Origin of the sequence: Edaphobacter sp. HDX4 (assembly GCF_036877565.1) — a bacterium.
In the GTDB taxonomy this organism is placed as follows: domain Bacteria; phylum Acidobacteriota; class Terriglobia; order Terriglobales; family Acidobacteriaceae; genus Edaphobacter.
Genome location: NZ_JAEDXW010000023.1, coordinates 1 through 19019 on the forward strand (window position 1 = coordinate 1; position 19019 = coordinate 19019).

A 19019-nucleotide genomic window follows, 5' to 3' on the forward strand; every position below is an offset into this window, starting at 1 on the left:
GGTACATGCCTGCCGCGATCAGGGTATCTGCAATCAGCTTTTGGGCCTCCGCGATGGTCAATCCCTGTACGTGCAGGGTTCCAATAAGCGGAAGCTGGATGGAGCCATCAAGGCTCACTCTCACCATCGGCCCATAATCGCTGGCCGGATAGAGATGAACAACAATCAGGTCACCCGGGAAGAGCCGCAGATCGTGCTTTGGCGGATACAGGATTGTGGGGTCGGTCGTCAGCGTGACCGGTTCATTGAGCGCGCCTGCGCTCGTAAGTGCCGGGCCATTGAACTGTGCGTAGACTGCCGAACTCAATCCTCCGAGCAGAACCAGGAGGGCGGCAATCGACCGGAGGGCTTTCCATATTGGCTGATGGCGCATCATTTCACCTCCCCGGAACTTCCTTGGCCCCTTGTATCTGTTTTGCCTTCCCAGCTGTCAGCATCTGCGCCTGCGCTGGAGTAGCCCGAGTATCCGTAATAGCCGTAGTAGTCAGGCGAGCTCACGTCGACTGCATTCAGCAGGATGCCAGTGACGGGAGCGCCGGAGCGCAGCAGGAGATCGCGGGCACGTCGAACGATATGCTTGCTCGACTTGCCCTGGCGGATGACGAGGACGACAGCGTCCGCCTGACGGGCCAGAAGGACGGCGTCAGTCACTGAGAGTACGGGTGGGGAATCGATGACGACATGGGTATATGTATCCCCTACAGATTCGAGCAGCTGACGCATCGCGTCCGAGCTCAAAAGTTCGGTTGGAAAGGGAGGCATTGGCCCGCTGACCAGAATGTCGAGGTTTGGAACCTCCTTGATCGTTTGCAGGGACTTCTCAAAGGGAGTTGATCCGGTAAGCACGCTTGAGAGTCCGACGCGCGCACTGAGACCGAAACGCTCGTGTACTGTTGGCCTGCGAAGATCGGCATCGATCAACAGTACTCGGGCACTCCCCTGGGCCAGGACGGTCGCCAGGTTGATGGCTGCAGTAGTCTTGCCTTCAGCCGGGGTGGCGCTGGTGAGCAGAATGTATTTTGGCGGATGGCCTGCGGATGACAGCAGGAGGGAGGTTCGCAGAGAGCGGAAGGCCTCAGCGAACTGCGACTTTGGTTGTGACAGAGAGATGACGTTGCGAACCGCAACGCTGAGAGCGCCCGTCTCGGGAGTGCGTCGGAACCGCGGGATGATAGCGAGTGAGGGAAGCTCGAGGATTCCTTCGACCTCAGCCACGTTCCGCATTCCCGTATCGAGGCTCTCAAGCAGAAAGGAGACCATAATTCCCACGGCTAGGCCGATGACGAAGTAGGTCAGAACCAGAGTTGTCTTGCGCTTCAGAATCGGGTTGGCGGGTAGAAGCGCTGGATCGACAACGTCAATCTCCAGCGACTCGAGGCCAGCTTCTACTCCCGCAGTACGCAGACGCTGCAGCAGGCCTTCATACAGACTCCGATCCGATTCGAACTCGCGCTGGCGGATGGTGTACTCCACCAGGTCATCACGAAGCTTGTAAGCGTTATTCTTCTCGGTCTCGAGGGCTGCCGTCGTGTCCTGCTCGTCCTTTTGAGCCGCAAGATAGTTCTGCTTCGCCTGCAGCACCAAGCGCTGCTGTTCAGCATTGATCTCACCTTGAAGCTCGGTGATCTGCGCCTCTTCTGCCTTGACCGTCGGATGGTTTGGTCCCAGGTCCGATTCCATCTGGGCGAGGGCGGCACGGGCCGTTGCGATCTGAGCACGCAGCGTATTCAGCTGAGAGGGAGCGATGCCCGGACCGGTTGAGATCGAACCCTCAATCTTGTTCGGATCCATGGAGCTCAGCATCCGGTACTGAGACTCCGCCATGATCCGCGCAATCCGCGCCTGATTCGATGCAGTGGAGAGCTGGTCCAGAGACGCCGTGATCTGACTGTGATTGGGGTCGAAGCCCAGAATGCCGAGCCGCTTCTGGACATCCAGCATTCGCTCCTGAGAGGACTGGACCTGCTGCTTCAAGTCGTCCAGCTGACTGGAGAGCCAGTTGGAGACCCGCTGGCTGGAGGAAAACCGTGTCTCATAGCTGCGCTGAATGTAGGCAGATATGACCTTGTTGACGATGTCGGCAGCCAGTTTCGGACTGAGAGAACGGTAGCTAATGCGGATAATCTCAGTCTTCGGAACCTGAGAGATACCCATATGCGACAGAAGCTGATGGATCGTCGCCTGTCGCACGGCTGGATCGTCGATCGAAGCCCGTGGCTTGGGTGCAACGCCCTCGAGGAAGTCCGGGTTATTGGCCAGGTCCATCTCGCGCGCAACGGTCAGCATCAGCGAATCGCTCTGAAGGATGGCGACCTCGGTCAACAGGCGCTGGCCGGGCTCGGATGTGCCCCCGGGTATGGCGCTGACTCTGTACTCGTTCGAGGATCCAGAACGAACCTGGATGCGGCCAAATGCCTCATAGATGCGAGGCTGCGTTTCGGCAGAATAGATGCCGTATATCAATCCCAGCACAACGAAGAGCGCCAAGACTCTCTTCCGTTTACGCAATGTGATGAGCGTTTCGGACAGAGTCGTGTCGGTCGCCGCTGTGCCAAATGCGGGGGGATTGAAATCAGATACGCCGCTCACGGTAGGCGGCGTCTGCGCGCTTTGGGGACCCATTCCGTTTAGTCTACAAGAAACGTTGCATCATATAGATAAATTGATCGGCGGCATTCGCTGTTCGCGAAAGACTCCAATTCGGATATCCTTAATTTAGACCTTCGGAGGAAGTACTCCACAACTAACTATGAGCAAACCCATACCAATCGCTGTGGTAGGTTCAGGATACGTGGGCCTGGTAGCTGCTGTCTGTTTCGCAGAGATGGGCCACCCGGTCATCTGTGTCGACAACGACGAGCGCAAGGTCAAAGCCCTTCGTGGGGGAGATACCCTCATCCACGAGCACCACCTCCCCGATCTTCTGAGCCGATACGGGAACGACCGGGTCCGCTTCACGACCGATCTTGCGGAAGCCACGCGGGAGTGCGATGCCATCTTTATCGCAGTCGGAACTCCCCAGAGCGAAACCGGGGATGCGGACCTGTCCTATGTCGAGGCCGTGGCGTGCGAGATCGCCCGCTCGATCACCAGCTATAAGGTCATCGTCGAAAAGAGCACTGTGCCGGTCTACACCAACGAGTGGATCAGCCGTGCGCTGGAGCGTAATGGCGTAGAACGCCATCTGTTTGACGTGGTTTCCAATCCCGAGTTCCTTCGGGAAGGCACAGCCGTGGTCGACTTCCTTCATCCGGACCGCATCGTCGTGGGTGCCGACAGCGAGCGTGCCGCCGCGATACTGCGCGATATCTACGCTCCTCTCACGAGCGGCGAATACTACCAGAGGGAAGACGGTATCGCCGGCTGTTGCTCTGTCTCCGAACCCCCTCCGCTGCTTTTCACCTCCACTAAGAGTGCGGAGATCATCAAGCATGCGTCCAACGCCTTCCTCGCCCTTAAAATATCGTTCATCAATGCGGTATCGAACCTCTGCGAAGCCACCAATGCGAATGTGGAACAGGTAGCGCGAGGTATGGGGCTGGACTCCCGCATCGGTCCCAAGTTTCTTCGTCCTGGCATCGGTTACGGTGGATCCTGCTTCCCGAAAGACGTTGCCGCCTTCCGCTCCGTCGCCGAACAGCTTGGCATCGACTTCAGCCTGCTGACCGAGGTGGAGAACATCAACGTCCGCCAGAAGAAGCGCTTCGTCAGCAAGGTTCGCTCGGCCCTGTGGAACCTGCGCGGGAAAAAGCTTGCAGCACTGGGACTGGCTTTCAAGGGAGACACGGATGACATTCGTGAATCGCCTGCCATTGAAATTCTCCGCATGCTGGTGAACGAGGGCTGCAGCATCACTGCCTACGATCCCGCCGCTATGGAGAGAACCATGCAGGTCCTCCCCGCAGGGAATAACGTGCAATATGCAGCGGATGCCTATGAGGCGGCCAGAGACGCGGACGCCCTGCTGATTCTTACGGATTGGCCGGAGTTCGCAGAGCTCGACCTTCGCCGAATGAATCAGCTGCTGCGCTATTCCATCATTATCGATGGCCGCAATCTCTATGACCCCGCTGTCATGAGCGATCATGGCTTCACCTACCTGAGCGTAGGGCGGCCGGCGACGCACCCCGTTCGCGATTTGGCAGCTGCTTCAACGAAAGCCTAGACGGCGGATCCGCCCGCCATCCGGATGGGATGTCCTCGATGCAGGCACCCCATCAGGCCTATTATTGCGGGCGAGATTCACTGCGAAAAATAGATGGAAGGTAAGTTATGGCGTCTCAGACGATTCTTGTCACGGGTGCTGCTGGATTTCTCGGTTCGCACCTATGTGACACGCTCCTGGCCGAAGGACATACCGTAGTTGGTGTAGACAATCTGTCCACCGGTAACACGGCCAACCTGCAACACCTTTCTTCTGAGTCGCGGTTTCGTTTTCTGGAACAGGACATCACGCTGCCCTTCGATGCGGGTAGGGTCGACTACGTCTTCAACTTGGCCTCCCCTGCCAGTCCGGTCGACTATGCGCGGCTTGGTATCGAGACACTTCAGGTCGGCTCAGCCGGAACTCTCAATACGCTGGAGATCGCACGCCGATACGGTGCAGGGTATCTCCATGCATCCACCTCGGAGTGCTACGGCGACCCGGAGGTTCACCCCCAGGTTGAGACCTACTGGGGTAACGTCAACCCCATCGGTCCCCGCTCGGTCTACGACGAAGCCAAGCGTTTCAGCGAGGCTGCGGTCATGGCCTACCACCGCTACCACGGCCTCAACACCCACCTGGTGCGGATCTTCAATACCTATGGTCCGCGGCTGCAGGCCAGCGACGGCCGTGTCATCTCGAACTTCATGATCCAGGCGCTCCGTGGAGAGTCGCTCACCATCTACGGAGATGGGTCACAGACGCGGAGCTTCTGCTATGTCTCCGACCTGATCGACGGTATCGTCCGGCTCTCGCGCTCCGAAGAGCATCTTCCGGTGAACGTCGGAAATCCCACCGAATGGACGATTCTTGAATGCGCAAAGGAGATCCTTGAGGTCACCGGCTCGCGCTCGGAGATCGTTCGTATGCCGCTGCCTCCGGACGATCCTGCACGACGCCGTCCCGACATCACCAAGGCTCGGACCCTGCTCGGCTGGGAACCTAAGATCTCTCTGCGCGAGGGTCTGGAGAGATCGCTGGAGTACTTTCGCTCCAGCGTAGCCTCTCAGTAGGCCACCAGCTGCCTAGCGCGGCAGATGCTGTAGCCTCGGATACCAGGTCAACTGTACGGATGCCGCGGTATTTTGCTGATAGCCGCTCTTGTACAGCGGAGCCTTCCAGCCCTCATACTGCAGCCACGACTTCAGCTCGAGCTGCGGACCGAACCGCTTGACCAGTTCAACCTTGAACTGATTCTGCGTCGTCCCATGAGGGACGAAGTCGCCGGGCGTCTTTTTTCGGAGGTACTCCAGCTGAACCCACTCGTTTCCTGACAGATGGTAGGTCAGCCACGCCTGTCCGCCCGTGGCCTCCCGTCCGATCCAGTCGCCCATAATGATGCCCTTGTTCGTGTAACCCTGAAGCTGGACGACCTCCCAGTACATAAATTGCCCAGCGTGAGCCGGAGAGACGTTCGGATCCGTGTTAACGGCTTCGACCCTGAGGTCCAGCTTCTTGAGCCTGCCCGGAAACTGCGAGATGTAAATGCCCGTCCGGTAGGACGCCCGCCTGGGGGCGCTGATCGGCGTGACGTCATCGTGAGAGATGGCATCGGCATAGAGCGTGGCATAGTTACGAACAAAAGGAAGTCGGTACGAGAAGTTGAAATCGCTGAATCGTGCTCCCGGGTCTTCTCGGGAGAACTTCTCCGCCGCAGTCGTGTCGTTGATGTCGAAGAATCCCTTGAGGAAGGTATGCAGGGTAACCGGCGCATGCCCTTTGCCACCGAAGATGATGGTCCGCTGGAATCCGAACTCAAAATTCTTGGTGGGCTTGAAGGAGAACATCTCGGAGTGCGTGTACGGGCTGTTGGGCGTGGTGTGGCCCTTCAGGCTGCCATAGAAGAAGTCATAACGGACAGGGCCCATTACCTTCGAGACGTAGGGGATGTACATCGGCTCTACGCGGTTGATGCGGAACGAGTAGATATTCTCAGCATTGTTCGTCCACGCCATCGCGCCGCCCATACCGGGTCCGAGCCATGCGTCATTCTTTCCGCCAGAGATCTCATGTCCGAGCAGATGAAAGGAGACAGAAGCCTCTACCAGCCGGAACTGGTTCTGATTCCTTACCGGGCCCTCCGGGATGGTGTCCTGGGGACGCTGGGGAGGAGCGTAAGGGACGGTTCGGTCCAGGGTAGCAAGCTGTGATGCCACATCGTACGAGTAGCCCGTTCCCGCCGCCGAATGCTGGTACTCACCGCGAAGATAGAGAGAGAATCGGCCCGCCTCGTTCAGGGTCGAGAAACCCGTGATGTTGTTGAAGCCACTCTCATAAGGTCGCCCGTAGTCGTTCGCGATGGTCTGTCCCAGATGGTAACTGTCGCGCAGCACCGGGCCTCCGATCCCCGTGAACCGGGTATAGGTCGAGTGAATGCCGTATAGAACGCCGCGATCGACATTGCCGGAGGGAACCTCATCCTCAAACTCATCCAGCAGGCTGGCGAAGATCTCCTGGGCTTCTTCGTTATTGCTGGCCATGATGTCCGGCCGGGCGCGCTGCAGCATGTGAACGACGCTGCGTCGCGTCCATGGCCTCATCCCGAGAAAGGTGTCATCCAGAAACCCCATGGAGTACAGGCGCATCGTGTTCGGATAGATCCAGCTGTCTAGCGGGATATACGCAGACCCGAGAGCATCTGTCTTCTTTTTCGGAGGACTATCCGGCATGTAGCCTTCATACGCCTTGCCTGGCCCGTCCGGCGGAGGGGTCGGAGCTGCCGCCGGCTTTGGCGTACCCTCCGAAGGCGTATTGCTGGCCCCGGGCTTCGTTTCAGACTGCTTGTGGTGCTTCTGGTCGGGATCGTAAGGCGGAAGTGCCGGCACCTGCCCGGTATTCGGAGACGGTGCTGCTACAGTAGGAGAACTTTGAGCGAATCCTGGGGAGAATGTCCCCGCAAACAGCAGGCTGGATGCGAGAAGAACGTTTCGAATCTGCAATTGCACCTCAAGTGGCCCGGAGACACGTCTGGCCGGTGTAGTTCCAAGGCGGAAAACAGTACGTGTTCCTAAGTTTATCTTTTCTTGGATGCCGAACGTTGCCTGACCGGCGACCTGCCGCCGCTCTTACCCGCATGACGGAACCACGCGGGATCGCAGATCTTGCGGTCCAGCAGAAAATCCTTCAAATGCTCCAGCGGATCGTCAATTCTTCGGCTGCTCTTCTCCAGGCGCCAGCTAACTGACTCGATCAGGACCGGGCCATCGCCGCCGCGCGTGCGGCCCAGAGACTCCTGGATGACGCGGTAGAGGGCGACGGCATCGCAGCTGTCCACCGGAATGCCCGGTACCTTGGCCGCGCGTGCGATCTTGCAGATCTCATTGAGCTCCGCTCCCTTTTTCACCGCACCGGGCCTCTGGAGAACGACGAAGATAATCGGAGCGTCCAGCTTCGCTGCCGGCTCGAGAATCCTGCGCCAGGCCGCGGTGGCGAGATCTCCCTTGCGGGCATAGGCGACGACAACGCCTTGCTTGCCCTGCGCCTTCAGGGCGAGGGCCGCACCCACAGCCAGGTGCAGCCGCTGCTCTTCATCGGCAATCCATTTCAACATGCGGCTTGCACCGGCATCTGCCATCAGGTCTTCGCGTCCGGCTTTTGGATTGGTAAAGCCGCGGAGCAGGGAAGACCGGTCGCCGCCCAGCAGCAGACCCATACCGGCAGTCGCTTGGGGATCGCTTATCAGGTCCTGCTCGCCTAGCTGGGCGACTGTGCTCACCCGCACAGCCTCCTCGCCACGCGTAGTAGCAACACGCTTCCTTCCTCGCGCAGCCAATCGCTTGGCGACGGCTTCATCCAGCGCCCGGACCTCCAGCATCTTCGCGTACATGTGCCTCAGCTTTGCGTTGGGTACCAGCGGATTCTCGCCAGCTTCGCCCGCACTCTTTGCTGTCATGGTTCTCCCGTTCCTGATCGCTAGACACCAAGAGGGTCCCGCACGGAACCCTCTTGGCTACAGCCATCCTGCTTGTTTGATTATGCCTTAGCCGGATCCATCGCTTCGGTATCGAGTCCAAGATCCACGAGGGCCTTCTGCGCCACCTTCGGCTTGATCTTGCCCTCGCGTGCAAGCTTCGAAAGAGTGGCTCCGACGATCGCCTCGGCATCCACCTCGAAGTGCCTGCGGAGGTGCTCGCGGTTATCGCTCCGGCCAAAGCCGTCCGTTCCGAGCGTCACCAGGCGGTTCGGCAGCCACGGTGAGAGAGCGTCGGGGAGCACCTTCATGTAGTCGCTGGCTGCGATGATGGGACCTTTGGCGCCTTCAAGCGTTGTCTCGAGATAGCTCTTCTTCACCGGTTCGGCCGGGTGCAGACGGTTCCATCGCTCTACCGCAAGAGCATCACGCCGCAGCTCGGTATAGCTGGTAACACTCCACACATCGACTTCCACCTTGTACTTGGAAGAGAGAATCTCCTGGGCACGCACGACTTCGTTCAGGATGGGACCGGAGCCGAACAGGTGCGCCGTCGCCTCGCCCTTCGACGCGGGCTTCAGCTTATACAGTCCGCGCAGGATACCCTCCGTCACGCCCTCAGGCATGGCTGGCATGGCATAGTCTTCGTTGTACATGGTGATGTAGTAGAAGACGTCCTCGCCGTTCTCGTACATGCGCCGCAATCCGTCCTGCACGATGGCTGCAAGCTCATACACATAGGCGGGGTCGTAGCTCAGGCAGGTCGGCACTGTGCTGGACAGTACGTGACTGTGGCCGTCCTGATGCTGCAGGCCTTCGCCAAGCATCGTCGTCCGTCCCGCCGTTCCACCCATCAGGAAGCCCTTGCCGCGCGAATCCGCAAACGCCCACGCCATGTCCCCGATGCGCTGGAAACCGAACATCGAGTAGTACATGTAGAAGGGAATCATGGGCAGCTTATAGTTCACATACGCTGTTCCCGCAGCCGTGAACGAGGCCATCGAGCCTGCCTCGGTGATGCCCTCCTCGAGAACCTGACCGTTCTTTTCCTCGCGGTAGCTCAGCAGCATGTCCGAATCATGAGGAATGTACTTCTGCCCTTCCGGAGCGTAGATTCCCACCTGTTTAATCACCGACTCCAGACCGAAGGTTCGGCCTTCGTCAGGAACGATCGGCACAACCAGCTTGCCGAACGTGGGATCCTTCAGCAGATGCCGCAACAGGCTCACGAAGCCCATGGTGGTCGAAACGGCACGGTTGTTCGACCCGCCCGTCCACTCTTTGAGGGTCTCGAGCGCTGGTGTCTTGAAGTCGATCTTCGGAACCTCGCGACTCGGCAGGTAGCCGCCGAGCTCCTGGCGCCGCTGGTGCAGATACCTGATCTCCGGAGCCGATTCATCGGGACGGAAGAACGCACCTTCCTTGGCCGCCTCAGCCGAGACCGGAATCTCGAACCGCTCGATGAAGTACTTCATCGATTCGTCGGTCAGCTTCTTCTCCTGGTGCGAAGCGTTGCGCGCCTCAGTGGAGCCCAGGCCATAGCCCTTGACCGTCTTGGCCAGGATGACCGTCGGTCCGCCCTTGTGCTCGAGCGCGCGTTTGTAGGCGTTATAGATCTTGACCGGATCATGGCCGCCGCGGTGCAGGCGAGCCAGATCTTCATCGGTCTTGTCTTCCACCAGCTTCAGCAGCTCTGGGTACTTCCCGAAGAAGTGCTGCCGCAGGTACGCTCCGCCTTTGGCCTTGAAGGCCTGGTAGTCGCCGTCCACGCACTCTTCCATGCGCTTCAGCAGAAGCCCTTGGTGGTCGCGCTCGAACAGCTCATCCCAGTCCGATCCCCAAACCACCTTGATGACATTCCATCCTGCTCCGCGGAACATCCCCTCGAGTTCATCGATGATGCGCTTGTTGCCGCGCACCGGGCCGTCAAGTCGCTGCAGATTGCAGTTGATGACGAAGATCAGGTTGTCCAGCTTCTCGCGCGCTCCCAGCGAGATTGCACCCAGCGTATCGACCTCGTCCGTCTCGCCGTCGCCTACGAACGCCCAGACCTTGCGGTCGCTCTTCTCAATCAGTCCGCGGTTTTCGAGATAGCGCATAAATCGCGCCTGGTAGATCGCATTCAGAGGCCCGATACCCATCGAGACGGTTGGGAACTTCCAGAAGTCCGGCATCAGCCACGGGTGGGGATAGCTCGACAGCCCCGGCTCTCCGCGCAGCTCGTGGCGGAAGTGCTTCAGCCGCTTCTCATCGAAACGCCCCTCTACATAGGCCCGCGCATACACGCCGGGAGAAGCATGGCCCTGGAAGTAGATGAAGTCGCCCGGTAGATCCCCTGAGGTACCCGCATACTTCGCGCGGAAGAAGTGATTGAAGCCCACCTCCAGCAGTGTCGCCAGAGAGGAGTACGTGGAGATGTGTCCGCCGATGCCCGCATCCTTCTTATTCTGGCCATGCACCATCGCCATGGCGTTCCAGCGAATCAGGGCCTCGACCCTGCGCTCCAGCTTCCGGTCCCCGGGGTAGGGAACCTCGTCGTACTTAGGGATCGTATTCAGATAGGGAGTCGTTACGTCGCTGGCGACCGAAAGTCCAGCTTCGCGAGCCCGTGTCCGCAGCGCCTGCAGCAACTCGGCGCTCTGTTCCCAGTCATTCGCCACCACCTGGTCGAAGGCTTCAATCCACTCCGAGACCTCGGCAGCAAAGTCAACCTGCGCGGGCGTTTCAAGCTTTGTCGTCATAAGCGGTCCTTATATCCCCATCTCTCCACGGTCATACTAACCCGCAGGAAAACTAATCCGTATCTAAGATAATCGCCAAAGCCTATAACCGTCACCCACGGGGCAAATTCCCGTGCGAAAACCGGATCTCCGGGGTTTTCTCCGCTCTCTTCTGACCCGCCGCCTGTCCCGGGAAGCGTCGGCGGGCATCTCATTTCACGGGTAACCAGCGGAGCGACCCTGACTACCACAAGCCGGTCATTGCATTCTCCCGACTTTATGAGATCGTTATTGGACTAACTGGAAGCGATATGGGGATTTTAGGGATGCTTGAAAGGATATTGACGACGCGTCGAGTCTTTCTGTTCGCCTGTATCATCCTCTCCGCCTACCTGCTTTCCATGTGGGCTCTCCCCCTGCATGCCGTCGCCATAGGTAACTGGCTTCTGGCCCTTTCACCCGCGGTGGCGCTCCTCTGTTCCTACAAACGCTCGCGATCCCCCGACTCACCCCGCAAACTTCTCTGGATCCTGCTGATCACAGGATTGTCGCTGTGGATCCTGGGAATGCTCCTGACTATATGGGAGATCCTCATTGTCAACGTCTCCGCCGACGCTGCCTTTTACTCTGATTTTGTCTTCTTCCTCTATGGAGTGCCCATCCTCCTGTCCATCTGCTCCTCGACGGAACAGCAAAAGATTCCGCTCTTCTTCTTGCTCGATGGCATCCAGGTGCTCCTCACGGCCTACCTGACATACATCACCCTCTTCGCTGTCGTCCCCTTCGCCACCCGGGACATTCATCCCATCTCCGAATCGCGACTGGCGCTCGCCTACAACGTTGAGAACGTCCTTCTCGCGTGTGCCGCAACGCTGCGTGTGGCGGCAAATCCCCGGTGGGAAGAAGGAAGAGATTTCTTCAGAATCCTGTGTGCATTCCTTTGGCTCTATGCCGTCTGCGTGGGTCTCTACAACCACGAGAGCGTCGTCAGCGGGAACCTTCCATCCGCTGCTTTCTACGTTCTCGCCTCTCTTCCTTTCCTGTTTCTCGCCGTGGCCGTGACAACACCCTCCGTCCAAAGAACAAAGGCCCGCTCGGCAGCAGAGAAGGGGCCTCTGACGCTCTTTCTTGAAAACGCCAGCTCCATCGTCTACACCGTCGCTCTGGTCATCCTCGGCGCTGTCATCGTGCCTACCCATTTCAGCATGGGAATCGCCGCGATCCTCGTCGCCCTGGTCGTCTACGGCATTCGGATGACGACGCTCCAGAACCGTTACCTACAATCCCAGCAGGCTCTCCAGATCGCGCGCGACCGGCTGGAGGAGATCTCCCTTCTGGACGGTCTGACGAACATACCCAATCGCCGCTGCTTCGACCAGGCGCTTGATGCCGAATGGAAACGTGCCGTCCGATCCCGTGCGCCCCTCGCGCTTCTGCTGATCGATGTCGATCACTTCAAGATGATGAACGACAGCCATGGCCACCAGTACGGCGACTCCTGCCTGGTGGAGATCGCCGATGCGCTGCGTCGCAACCTCGGCCGCAGTGGCGACCTCGTCGCGCGCTACGGTGGAGAAGAGTTCGCTGTCATTCTGCCGGCTACCGGGATAGAGGGCGCGCGACTCGTCGCCGAGAAGATGCGTGAGGCGATTCTTTCGCTGGCGATCAGGAACGAGACCCCCATCGGGCTCTTCGTCTCCGTAAGCATCGGCATCGCCGTCCATGTGGCTTTCACGGGAGGAACATCCTCTGCGCTCGTCGAGGCCGCCGATGCCGCTCTCTATCAGGCCAAACGGCTCGGCCGCAATCGGGTCGAATGCTTCTTCGTTCACGTTCCGGCACCCGTCCTGCACTCCTGATCCAAATACATTCCTGATGTGGCCGCGCCCGGTTCATAGCGATAGAACTGTGTTTTCTGTCTTTAGTCGGGGCCGCATCGGTTCACAAAAGTTGTATCGACGGTCGCCCGGGTCGGACCGGAAGATAGGAAGCAGGCTATCTACTGTTTGCAAATTCCGCCTCGGCCCAGTCGCGCGTGTGTACGTCCCTTCGCCGGAGATATCTATGGGGAAGGGAAACAGGGCAGCGAGACTGATACCGCCGGAGAGCAAACGTGGATTTCAAGCAGGCGAGGAACTTAATCATCCGTCACCGTAAAAGCCTCGGAGAGCTTTCGATTGTTGCTCTCATCATCGTCGTCGGACTGTACCTGACCTTCGAGTACGACCTCTTCACCATGGCGGGTCACGCAACCCCGCATGAGAAAACTATCGAGCTCGATGAAGCCCTTCTCCTGGGGGCGATCGTCTCGTTGGGTCTGCTCGTCTTTTCGATCAGGCACTACCTTGCGCAGAAGCAGGAGATGAAGCGGCGCGTCGCTGCAGAGCAGCACGTCCGGGAGCTCGCATTTCAGGATGCCCTTACCGGGCTTCCCAATCGGCGTCAGTTCGACCAGGCTCTTCGAGCCGCGGTCTCCTCTCCTCCGCGGGAAGGTGCCGTGCACGCCGTCTTCCTGCTCGACCTCAACGGATTCAAGCAGATCAACGACACCCACGGTCATGGCCGGGGTGACGAAGTGCTCGTTATCACGGCGCAGCGCCTGCTCAGCGCGATGAGGGATGGCGACCTGGTTGCTCGGATAGGCGGCGACGAATTTGCCATCCTGGCCCAGCACCTCACCAGCGCCGAGGCTGCTACCAGTGTCGCTCTGCGGGTCATCGAGGCGCTTGCGCCTCCCATTCAGGTGGGCCCGACCGTCCATCATGTCGGATCTGGCATCGGAATCGCCCTCTTTCCCGATGATGCGGTTGGCACCGATCAGCTCCTCAGGAAGGCCGATCTCGCGCTCTATCGCGCCAAGGAAGAACGCCGCTCCGCCGTGCGTTTCTTTGAAGAAGAGATGGATAAGCGCGTTCAGGAGCGTCAGTGGCTCGAGCAGGAGCTTCGTTCCGCAGTGAGGAACCACACCATCCTTGCGCACTTCCGGCCCTCCGTCGATCTCAAAACCCGGAGAGTCATCGGTTTTGAGGCCTCGCCGGTATGGCATCATCCGTCTCTTGGTGAAATCTCTCCCGACCGTTTCCTTCCTATCGCCGAGGAGAGCGGTCTCATCCACGAGCTGGCAGACCAAATCCTCTTGCAGGCATGCACCGCGGCTGCTCGTTGGCCTTCCAACGTCGGGCTTTCCATCAACGTGCTCTCAAGCCAGATCAAGGACCGGAATCTGAAGCAGCGCATCCTCAACATCCTTGAGCAGACCGGACTGCGGCCCGAGCGGCTGGAGATTGAGATTACGGAGAGCTCGCTGGTTCGGGATATCGAGGCAGCGCAGGCAACGCTGGGGGCCCTCAAAGAAGCTGGCGTCCAGATAGCTCTCGACAACTTCGGCACCGGCTATTCCAGTCTCTACCACCTGCGAAACTTCAAGCTGGACAAGATCAAGATCGACAGCAGCTTTATTCGCGAAATGATGGTCGAAAAAGGAAGCAGCGAGATCGTCCATGCGCTGGTCGGTCTGGCGCAGGGGCTTGGCCTCAAGATCGCCGCCGAGGGCATTCAAAACGAAGAGCAGGAAGAATCTCTCCTCCGCACCGGTTGTGAACAGGGGCAGGGCTATCTCTTCAGCGAGTTCGTCTCCGCCGAACACACGCTTGAGATGGTGCAGGATGCTCTGCCTGCGTTGACCTGAATCCGATTCGGTCCCATCGCCGGGGTAAGGATGTGCCTCGCCTGTCCCACATCGTAATCAGCCGGGGAGGTGCTTACGTCGAGTAGTCCGCGTTGATTCGCACGTACTCTTCGGTCAGGTCGCAGGTTACAAACATGCACTCCGCCTGTCCCTGCCCCATATCGATTGAGATCACGTAGTCCCTTCGCTGCATCACCGCGTGCGCGCGGGCCTCGTCGAAGGCAGCAGACCGCATCCCGCCTTCATAGACCGGCTCCTCGCCGATCTTCACCGTGACCTGGGCCGGATCGAACTCCACTCCGGAGTAGCCAGCCGCCGCCATCAGCCGTCCCCAGTTCGGGTCCGCGCTCGACCACGCTGTCTTGCAAAGCGGTGAGTGAGCGATGGACTTCGCAATCTGCCTCGCCTCGTACTCGCTCCGCGCGCCGGTGATGTGCAGGGTAACGACATGCGTAACGCCCTCTCCGTCATCCACGATGCCGTAAGCGAGCGTCTTGCACACCGAAGCCAGGGCAGCGGCGAAATTCTCTTCCGTGCGTTCGTCAAGCCGCACACCGCTGGCCCCGCTGGCGAGCAGAAGCACGGTGTCGTTGGTCGAGGTATCTCCATCGATCGAGATCGAGTTGAAGCTCCTATCCACCGCAGACGGAAGCAGCTCCCGCAGCTGAGCGCTGTCGGCCTCGATGTCGGTAAACAGGTAGACCAGCATCGTGGCATGCGGAGCCACGGGAGCTCCCAACCGAGGATGAATCATGCCCGCGCCCTTGGCCGCTCCGAAGATCCGGACCTCTGTTCCGCCTGCCGCGAAGCTCGCCTGTGCGACCTTCATCCGTGTGTCGGTGGTCATGATCGCTCTGGCGAAGCCTTCCGCGTGGCCGGTCGTGTTGCCAAGCGATGCCTTCAACTCCGGAAGCGTCGCAACCACCTTATCCGCAGGGAAGGGGACGCCGATGATGCCGGTGGAAGAGGGAAAGATCTCGTCGAAGATGCAGCCGAAGCTCTCCGCTGCCGCGATGCATGTCTTCTCGCAGGCTTCGATACCTGCCTGTCCGGTAGCGCAGTTGGCATTGCCGGCATTCACCAGCACCATGCCGATACGTCCCCCGGTCGCCATCAGGTGACGCCGGCCAACGATTACCGGCGCAGCTACAACCTGGTTGGAGGTAAACATCGCCGCCCCTTGGGCCAGGCCCTCGCACAGGCAGGCAGCCAGATCCGCATTTCCGCTCGCCTTGATACCAGCCTTCGCCGAGCCCCACAGGAAACCTCCCGGCAGGTCTTCCGTCACCTTCATCGCAACCCTCATAGGTTCTACTCTATCAAGCACTTTGACCCCTTGTGGGGTGTGCCGCTACAGGCTGCGGAGCCGCACCTTGTCAAGCACCCTTCACGCACAAGCTGCTTCCTTTTCAGAGACATAGCCTCTGCCGTTCAGTTCCTTGCCCTCCGCTATCCTTAATACAGACCAAATCGGACGGGCTGGCGGACTGCTTCCAGCCGTCCGCCAGCCCTCGAGGGGAAAGGATGCGGAGCGGATCGCCGCAATCCGCATCTCGCATCGGAGGTCCGGACCTAAGTCACATGGATGGAAGATTTTGCACGATTTAGGTGGGGGAGGGGGTGGGTCAGAACCTCACCTCGAGAGTGCACCCCTCCGCGCTGCTCTGACGTGCCAACTCCAGCAGCCGGATCACCCGATACCCATCCTCTGACGAAACCGCCAGCGTGCCCGTCCCCAGGATCGCGTCGCGAACGTTCGCGTAGTAGCCACGATAGTCACCTGCCTCGGTCCTGACGGTCGTGCGGTTCAGGTCGCCCGGCTGGTTCGGATCTGGCGCAACGACGAGCGTTCCCCAGGCCGACTCGGGCTCGCGCAGCCACTCAACGGAATCGCCCACCGGCGGAACCTTCGCTCCGCCGACCAGCGCCGGCTCCTGCGGGTCGAGCCCGTACTTGCGGAAGCTGCCCCGGGTTCCGTGGATCAGGAAGCGCGGAGCCGGCTCAGCGGCCAGCATGGTGGCGCGGCAGATCGCCTGCAGCTTCGGATAGTGGAGCGTGATATCGAAGGCGTCCTCGATGGCTGTGGTGTCGCGGTCGCGACGCACGCTGGCCGTAATGCTCTCCGGCGGCCCGAACAACGCCACAGCCTGGTCCACCAGGTGCGGCCCCAGGTCGAAGAGCATGCCGTTGGCATCGTTGGCGGCCTCCTTCCACGTCGCCTCTCGCGGAAGCGGACGGAAGCGGTCGAAATGAGATTCGAAGGTCGCAATCCGCCCCAGTTCGCCTGAATCCAGGATCTTGCGGACGGTCAGGAAGTCGCCGTCCCATCGCCGATTGTGAAACGGTGCGACGATCAGCTTCTTCTCGCCCGCAAGATCGATAAGCTCTCTTGCCTCCTCGCTTGTGGCCGCGAAGGGCTTGTCGATGACAACGTGCTTTCCGGCCTGGAGCGCCTGCCGGGCGAGACTGTAGTGCGTCTCATTCGGAGTGCCGACCACGACGAGAGAGATGGCGCTGTCTGAGAGGGCTTCTTCGACCGAGCGCAGAATTCGCGTCCCGGGATAGGCCTTCGCGGCCTCGTCACCACGCCGCTGCACAATGGCTTCGAGCCTCAGGCCAGGCACTGCGCTGACAAACGGCGCGTGAAAGACACGCCCGGCAAGCCCGAAACCGATTACTGCAACTCCAATCTCTGCCATCGATCCTCCATTGGTTCTCAAGTATGAAATCTGTCTCCGGAAAAGTTTATTTCATGGAAGGCCTGGGACCGAACTTCTTGATACTGAACCCCCTGCGAAACTTTTTGAGCCGTGAAAACAAACGCAAGCATCAGAATTCGTATAAGAATGCCAGCCGCGGGCTCGGTCTCCTTCGCTTGTAGAGGAGAACACCCGCTGACAAAACAGGGGATACGGTTAATATCGAAGCTATGGTGCAACGCAACGGGAAGATCGTCGCAGGCCGGGCGATCGACACAGAAGTAGCTCGCCTTTTCCGTGGAGCAGTGGTCGTTCTGGGTCTGACCCTATTGGGGCAGCCGATGTTAGCGCAGGACACGCAGGCTTCTCCATCGGGGAATCAGCCGCGACCTACGCAGACGGGACCCAGCAGCGGACCCCAAAGCTCTGCCATGGCAGGAGCGCAGCAGCAGCTTTACACTGCCTCCGGTCAGAACGGCGCTCAGGTCTCATCCGACTCGTTCAAAGGCAGCATCGTCGAAGGCACATCGACCGGCAACCTGATGGACCTGTCGCTGGATGACGCCATCCAACGGGGACTGCGAAACAATCTGGGAATCATCTTGCAGAGCGCCGCCCAGAAGAACGCCAACGGCCAGCGTCTCGAAGAGCTTCAGTCGCTTCTTCCCACGCTCACTGGCGCAGCGAGCATCAACGTTCAGCAGGTCAATCTGGCTGCTTACGGCCTCAAGTTTCCTGGACTGCATCCCATCGTCGGACCGTTTCAGGTCGTCGACTTCCGTGCGTATCTCACGCAGAATCTCTTCAATCTCTCGGCTTTGCAGAACTACCTTGCGGCCAAGCACAACTTCGCTGCGTCCAAGCTGACCGCGCAGGATGCACGCGACCTGGTCGTGCTGACGGTTGGCAATGCATATCTGGTCTGTGTAGCTGATGCTGCCCGCGTCGAGGCGGTAACGGCAGAGCTGGCGACCTCCAAAGTGACGCTCGATCAGGCGGTAGCGGCGCACGAGGCCGGAACGAGCCCTAAGCTGGATGTTCTGCGGGCGCAGGTGGATTACCAGAACGGCCAGCAGACATTGATCTCTGCCAAGAATGAGCTGTCCAAAGACAAGCTTGCGCTGGCCCGGGTCATCGGTCTTCCGCTTGATCAGGAATACAGGCTGACGGACCTTGTACCGTATGCAGCCTTCAATGACGTTGATCCGCAGGCGACCGTCGAACAGGCTCTTAAGACCCGCAAAGACCTCGCTGCTTCTGGTGAGCAGGTCAAGGCAGCCGAAGCGCAGAAGAAATCTGCCTGGGACTACCAGCTCCCCGTAGCGAGTTTTGTCGGTGATTTTGGCGACCTTGGACAGACGCCTGGACACTCCCACTCCAGCTACACGGCTACAGGGCAGTTGACGGTTCCGATTCTGCAGATCGCCAAGACGCGTGGACAGAATGAGGTCGCTGCGGCGAATTATGAGCAGGCGCGAGCGCGGCTCGGCGACCAGGCACAGCAGGTTAACCAGGATGTCCACGATGCCATTCTGGATATTCAGGCCGCGGCGAAGCTGGTCGAAGCGACTCACTCGAACGTCGAGCTGGCCAATGAAGCTCTCAATGAGGCGCAGCAGAGATTCAAGGCCGGTGTGTCAGACAACTTACCTGTATCGCAGGCGCAGTCCCAGACGGAGCAGGCGAACGATCAGTACATCAGCGCGCTCTACCAGCACAATATAGCCAAGCTTTCGCTGGCTCGTGCATTGGGTGCCGCGCAGACAAATTACAAAGATTATCTCGGAGGAAAGTAACC

Annotated in this window: 12 protein-coding genes; 5 read left to right on the top strand and 7 right to left on the bottom strand. The window is 59.5% G+C overall.

Features of this window, described 5'->3' with window-relative positions; genetic code table 11:
- On the bottom strand, positions 1 to 376 hold a 376-nt coding region (locus tag JAO29_RS18735), incomplete at its 3' end, for a polysaccharide biosynthesis/export family protein (protein WP_334269793.1).
- Positions 373 to 2622: a GumC family protein gene (locus JAO29_RS18740; RefSeq protein WP_334269794.1), complete on the bottom strand. Its 2250-nt coding sequence runs from the start codon at positions 2620 to 2622 to the stop codon at positions 373 to 375. The genes JAO29_RS18740 and JAO29_RS18735, both read right to left, overlap by 4 nt.
- Positions 2623 to 2749: 127 nt before the next feature.
- Between JAO29_RS18740 and JAO29_RS18745 the strand changes: the two genes are divergently transcribed.
- On the top strand, positions 2750 to 4165 hold the full coding sequence (locus JAO29_RS18745) for a UDP-glucose dehydrogenase family protein (RefSeq protein ID WP_334269795.1): 1416 nt from the start codon (positions 2750 to 2752) through the stop codon (positions 4163 to 4165).
- Positions 4166 to 4272: 107 nt separating this feature from the next.
- Positions 4273 to 5217, top strand: a complete 945-nt coding sequence (locus tag JAO29_RS18750) for a UDP-glucuronic acid decarboxylase family protein (protein WP_334269796.1) — start codon at positions 4273 to 4275, stop codon at positions 5215 to 5217.
- Between the two features lie 12 nt (positions 5218 to 5229).
- On the opposite strand, the gene JAO29_RS18755 is transcribed toward JAO29_RS18750, so the two are convergent.
- From JAO29_RS18755 to aceE, 3 genes are all read right to left on the bottom strand, one after another.
- Positions 5230 to 7143: a capsule assembly Wzi family protein gene (locus JAO29_RS18755; RefSeq protein WP_334269797.1), complete on the bottom strand. Its 1914-nt coding sequence runs from the start codon at positions 7141 to 7143 to the stop codon at positions 5230 to 5232.
- Between the two features lie 74 nt (positions 7144 to 7217).
- Positions 7218 to 8096 (bottom strand): thiamine pyrophosphate-dependent enzyme, encoded by an 879-nt coding sequence (locus tag JAO29_RS18760; protein WP_334269798.1) that lies wholly within the window; start codon positions 8094 to 8096, stop codon positions 7218 to 7220.
- 80 nt (positions 8097 to 8176) lie between these two features.
- The gene (gene aceE, locus JAO29_RS18765; protein WP_334269799.1) at positions 8177 to 10855 is read right to left on the bottom strand and encodes a pyruvate dehydrogenase (acetyl-transferring), homodimeric type; all 2679 of its coding nucleotides are present in this window, start codon (positions 10853 to 10855) and stop codon (positions 8177 to 8179) included.
- A 320-nt stretch (positions 10856 to 11175) separates the two neighbouring features.
- On the opposite strand from aceE, the gene JAO29_RS18770 reads away from it, so the two are divergent.
- Positions 11176 to 12693, top strand: coding sequence for a GGDEF domain-containing protein (locus JAO29_RS18770; RefSeq protein WP_334269800.1), 1518 nt, complete (start codon positions 11176 to 11178; stop codon positions 12691 to 12693).
- Between the two features lie 254 nt (positions 12694 to 12947).
- Positions 12948 to 14522: a putative bifunctional diguanylate cyclase/phosphodiesterase gene (locus JAO29_RS18775; protein WP_334269801.1), complete on the top strand. Its 1575-nt coding sequence runs from the start codon at positions 12948 to 12950 to the stop codon at positions 14520 to 14522.
- A 73-nt stretch (positions 14523 to 14595) separates the two neighbouring features.
- Here the strand turns inward: JAO29_RS18775 and argJ are convergent, their stop codons facing one another.
- Positions 14596 to 15828 carry a bifunctional glutamate N-acetyltransferase/amino-acid acetyltransferase ArgJ gene (argJ, locus tag JAO29_RS18780; RefSeq protein WP_334269802.1) on the bottom strand — a complete coding sequence of 411 codons (1233 nt, stop codon included), beginning with the start codon at positions 15826 to 15828 and terminating at the stop codon, positions 14596 to 14598.
- A 319-nt stretch (positions 15829 to 16147) separates the two neighbouring features.
- On the bottom strand, positions 16148 to 17221 hold the full coding sequence (locus tag JAO29_RS18785) for a Gfo/Idh/MocA family oxidoreductase (protein ID WP_334269803.1): 1074 nt from the start codon (positions 17219 to 17221) through the stop codon (positions 16148 to 16150).
- A 230-nt stretch (positions 17222 to 17451) separates the two neighbouring features.
- On the opposite strand from JAO29_RS18785, the gene JAO29_RS18790 reads away from it, so the two are divergent.
- Positions 17452 to 19017: a TolC family protein gene (locus JAO29_RS18790; protein WP_334269804.1), complete on the top strand. Its 1566-nt coding sequence runs from the start codon at positions 17452 to 17454 to the stop codon at positions 19015 to 19017.
- Positions 19018 to 19019 lie beyond the last annotated feature (2 nt).

Excerpts from the sequence above, each read along its gene's own strand:
- JAO29_RS18760 (WP_334269798.1), bottom strand. The coding sequence starts at position 8,096 with ATGACAGCAAAGAGTGCGGGCGAAGCTGGCGAGAATCCGCTGGTACCC.
- aceE (WP_334269799.1), bottom strand. The coding sequence starts at position 10,855 with ATGACGACAAAGCTTGAAACGCCCGCGCAGGTTGACTTTGCTGCCGAG.
- argJ (WP_334269802.1), bottom strand. The coding sequence starts at position 15,828 with ATGAGGGTTGCGATGAAGGTGACGGAAGACCTGCCGGGAGGTTTCCTG.
- JAO29_RS18790 (WP_334269804.1), top strand. The coding sequence starts at position 17,452 with ATGGTGCAACGCAACGGGAAGATCGTCGCAGGCCGGGCGATCGACACA.
- JAO29_RS18740 (WP_334269794.1), bottom strand. The coding sequence starts at position 2,622 with ATGGGTCCCCAAAGCGCGCAGACGCCGCCTACCGTGAGCGGCGTATCT.
- JAO29_RS18745 (WP_334269795.1), top strand. The coding sequence starts at position 2,750 with ATGAGCAAACCCATACCAATCGCTGTGGTAGGTTCAGGATACGTGGGC.
- JAO29_RS18750 (WP_334269796.1), top strand. The coding sequence starts at position 4,273 with ATGGCGTCTCAGACGATTCTTGTCACGGGTGCTGCTGGATTTCTCGGT.
- JAO29_RS18785 (WP_334269803.1), bottom strand. The coding sequence starts at position 17,221 with ATGGCAGAGATTGGAGTTGCAGTAATCGGTTTCGGGCTTGCCGGGCGT.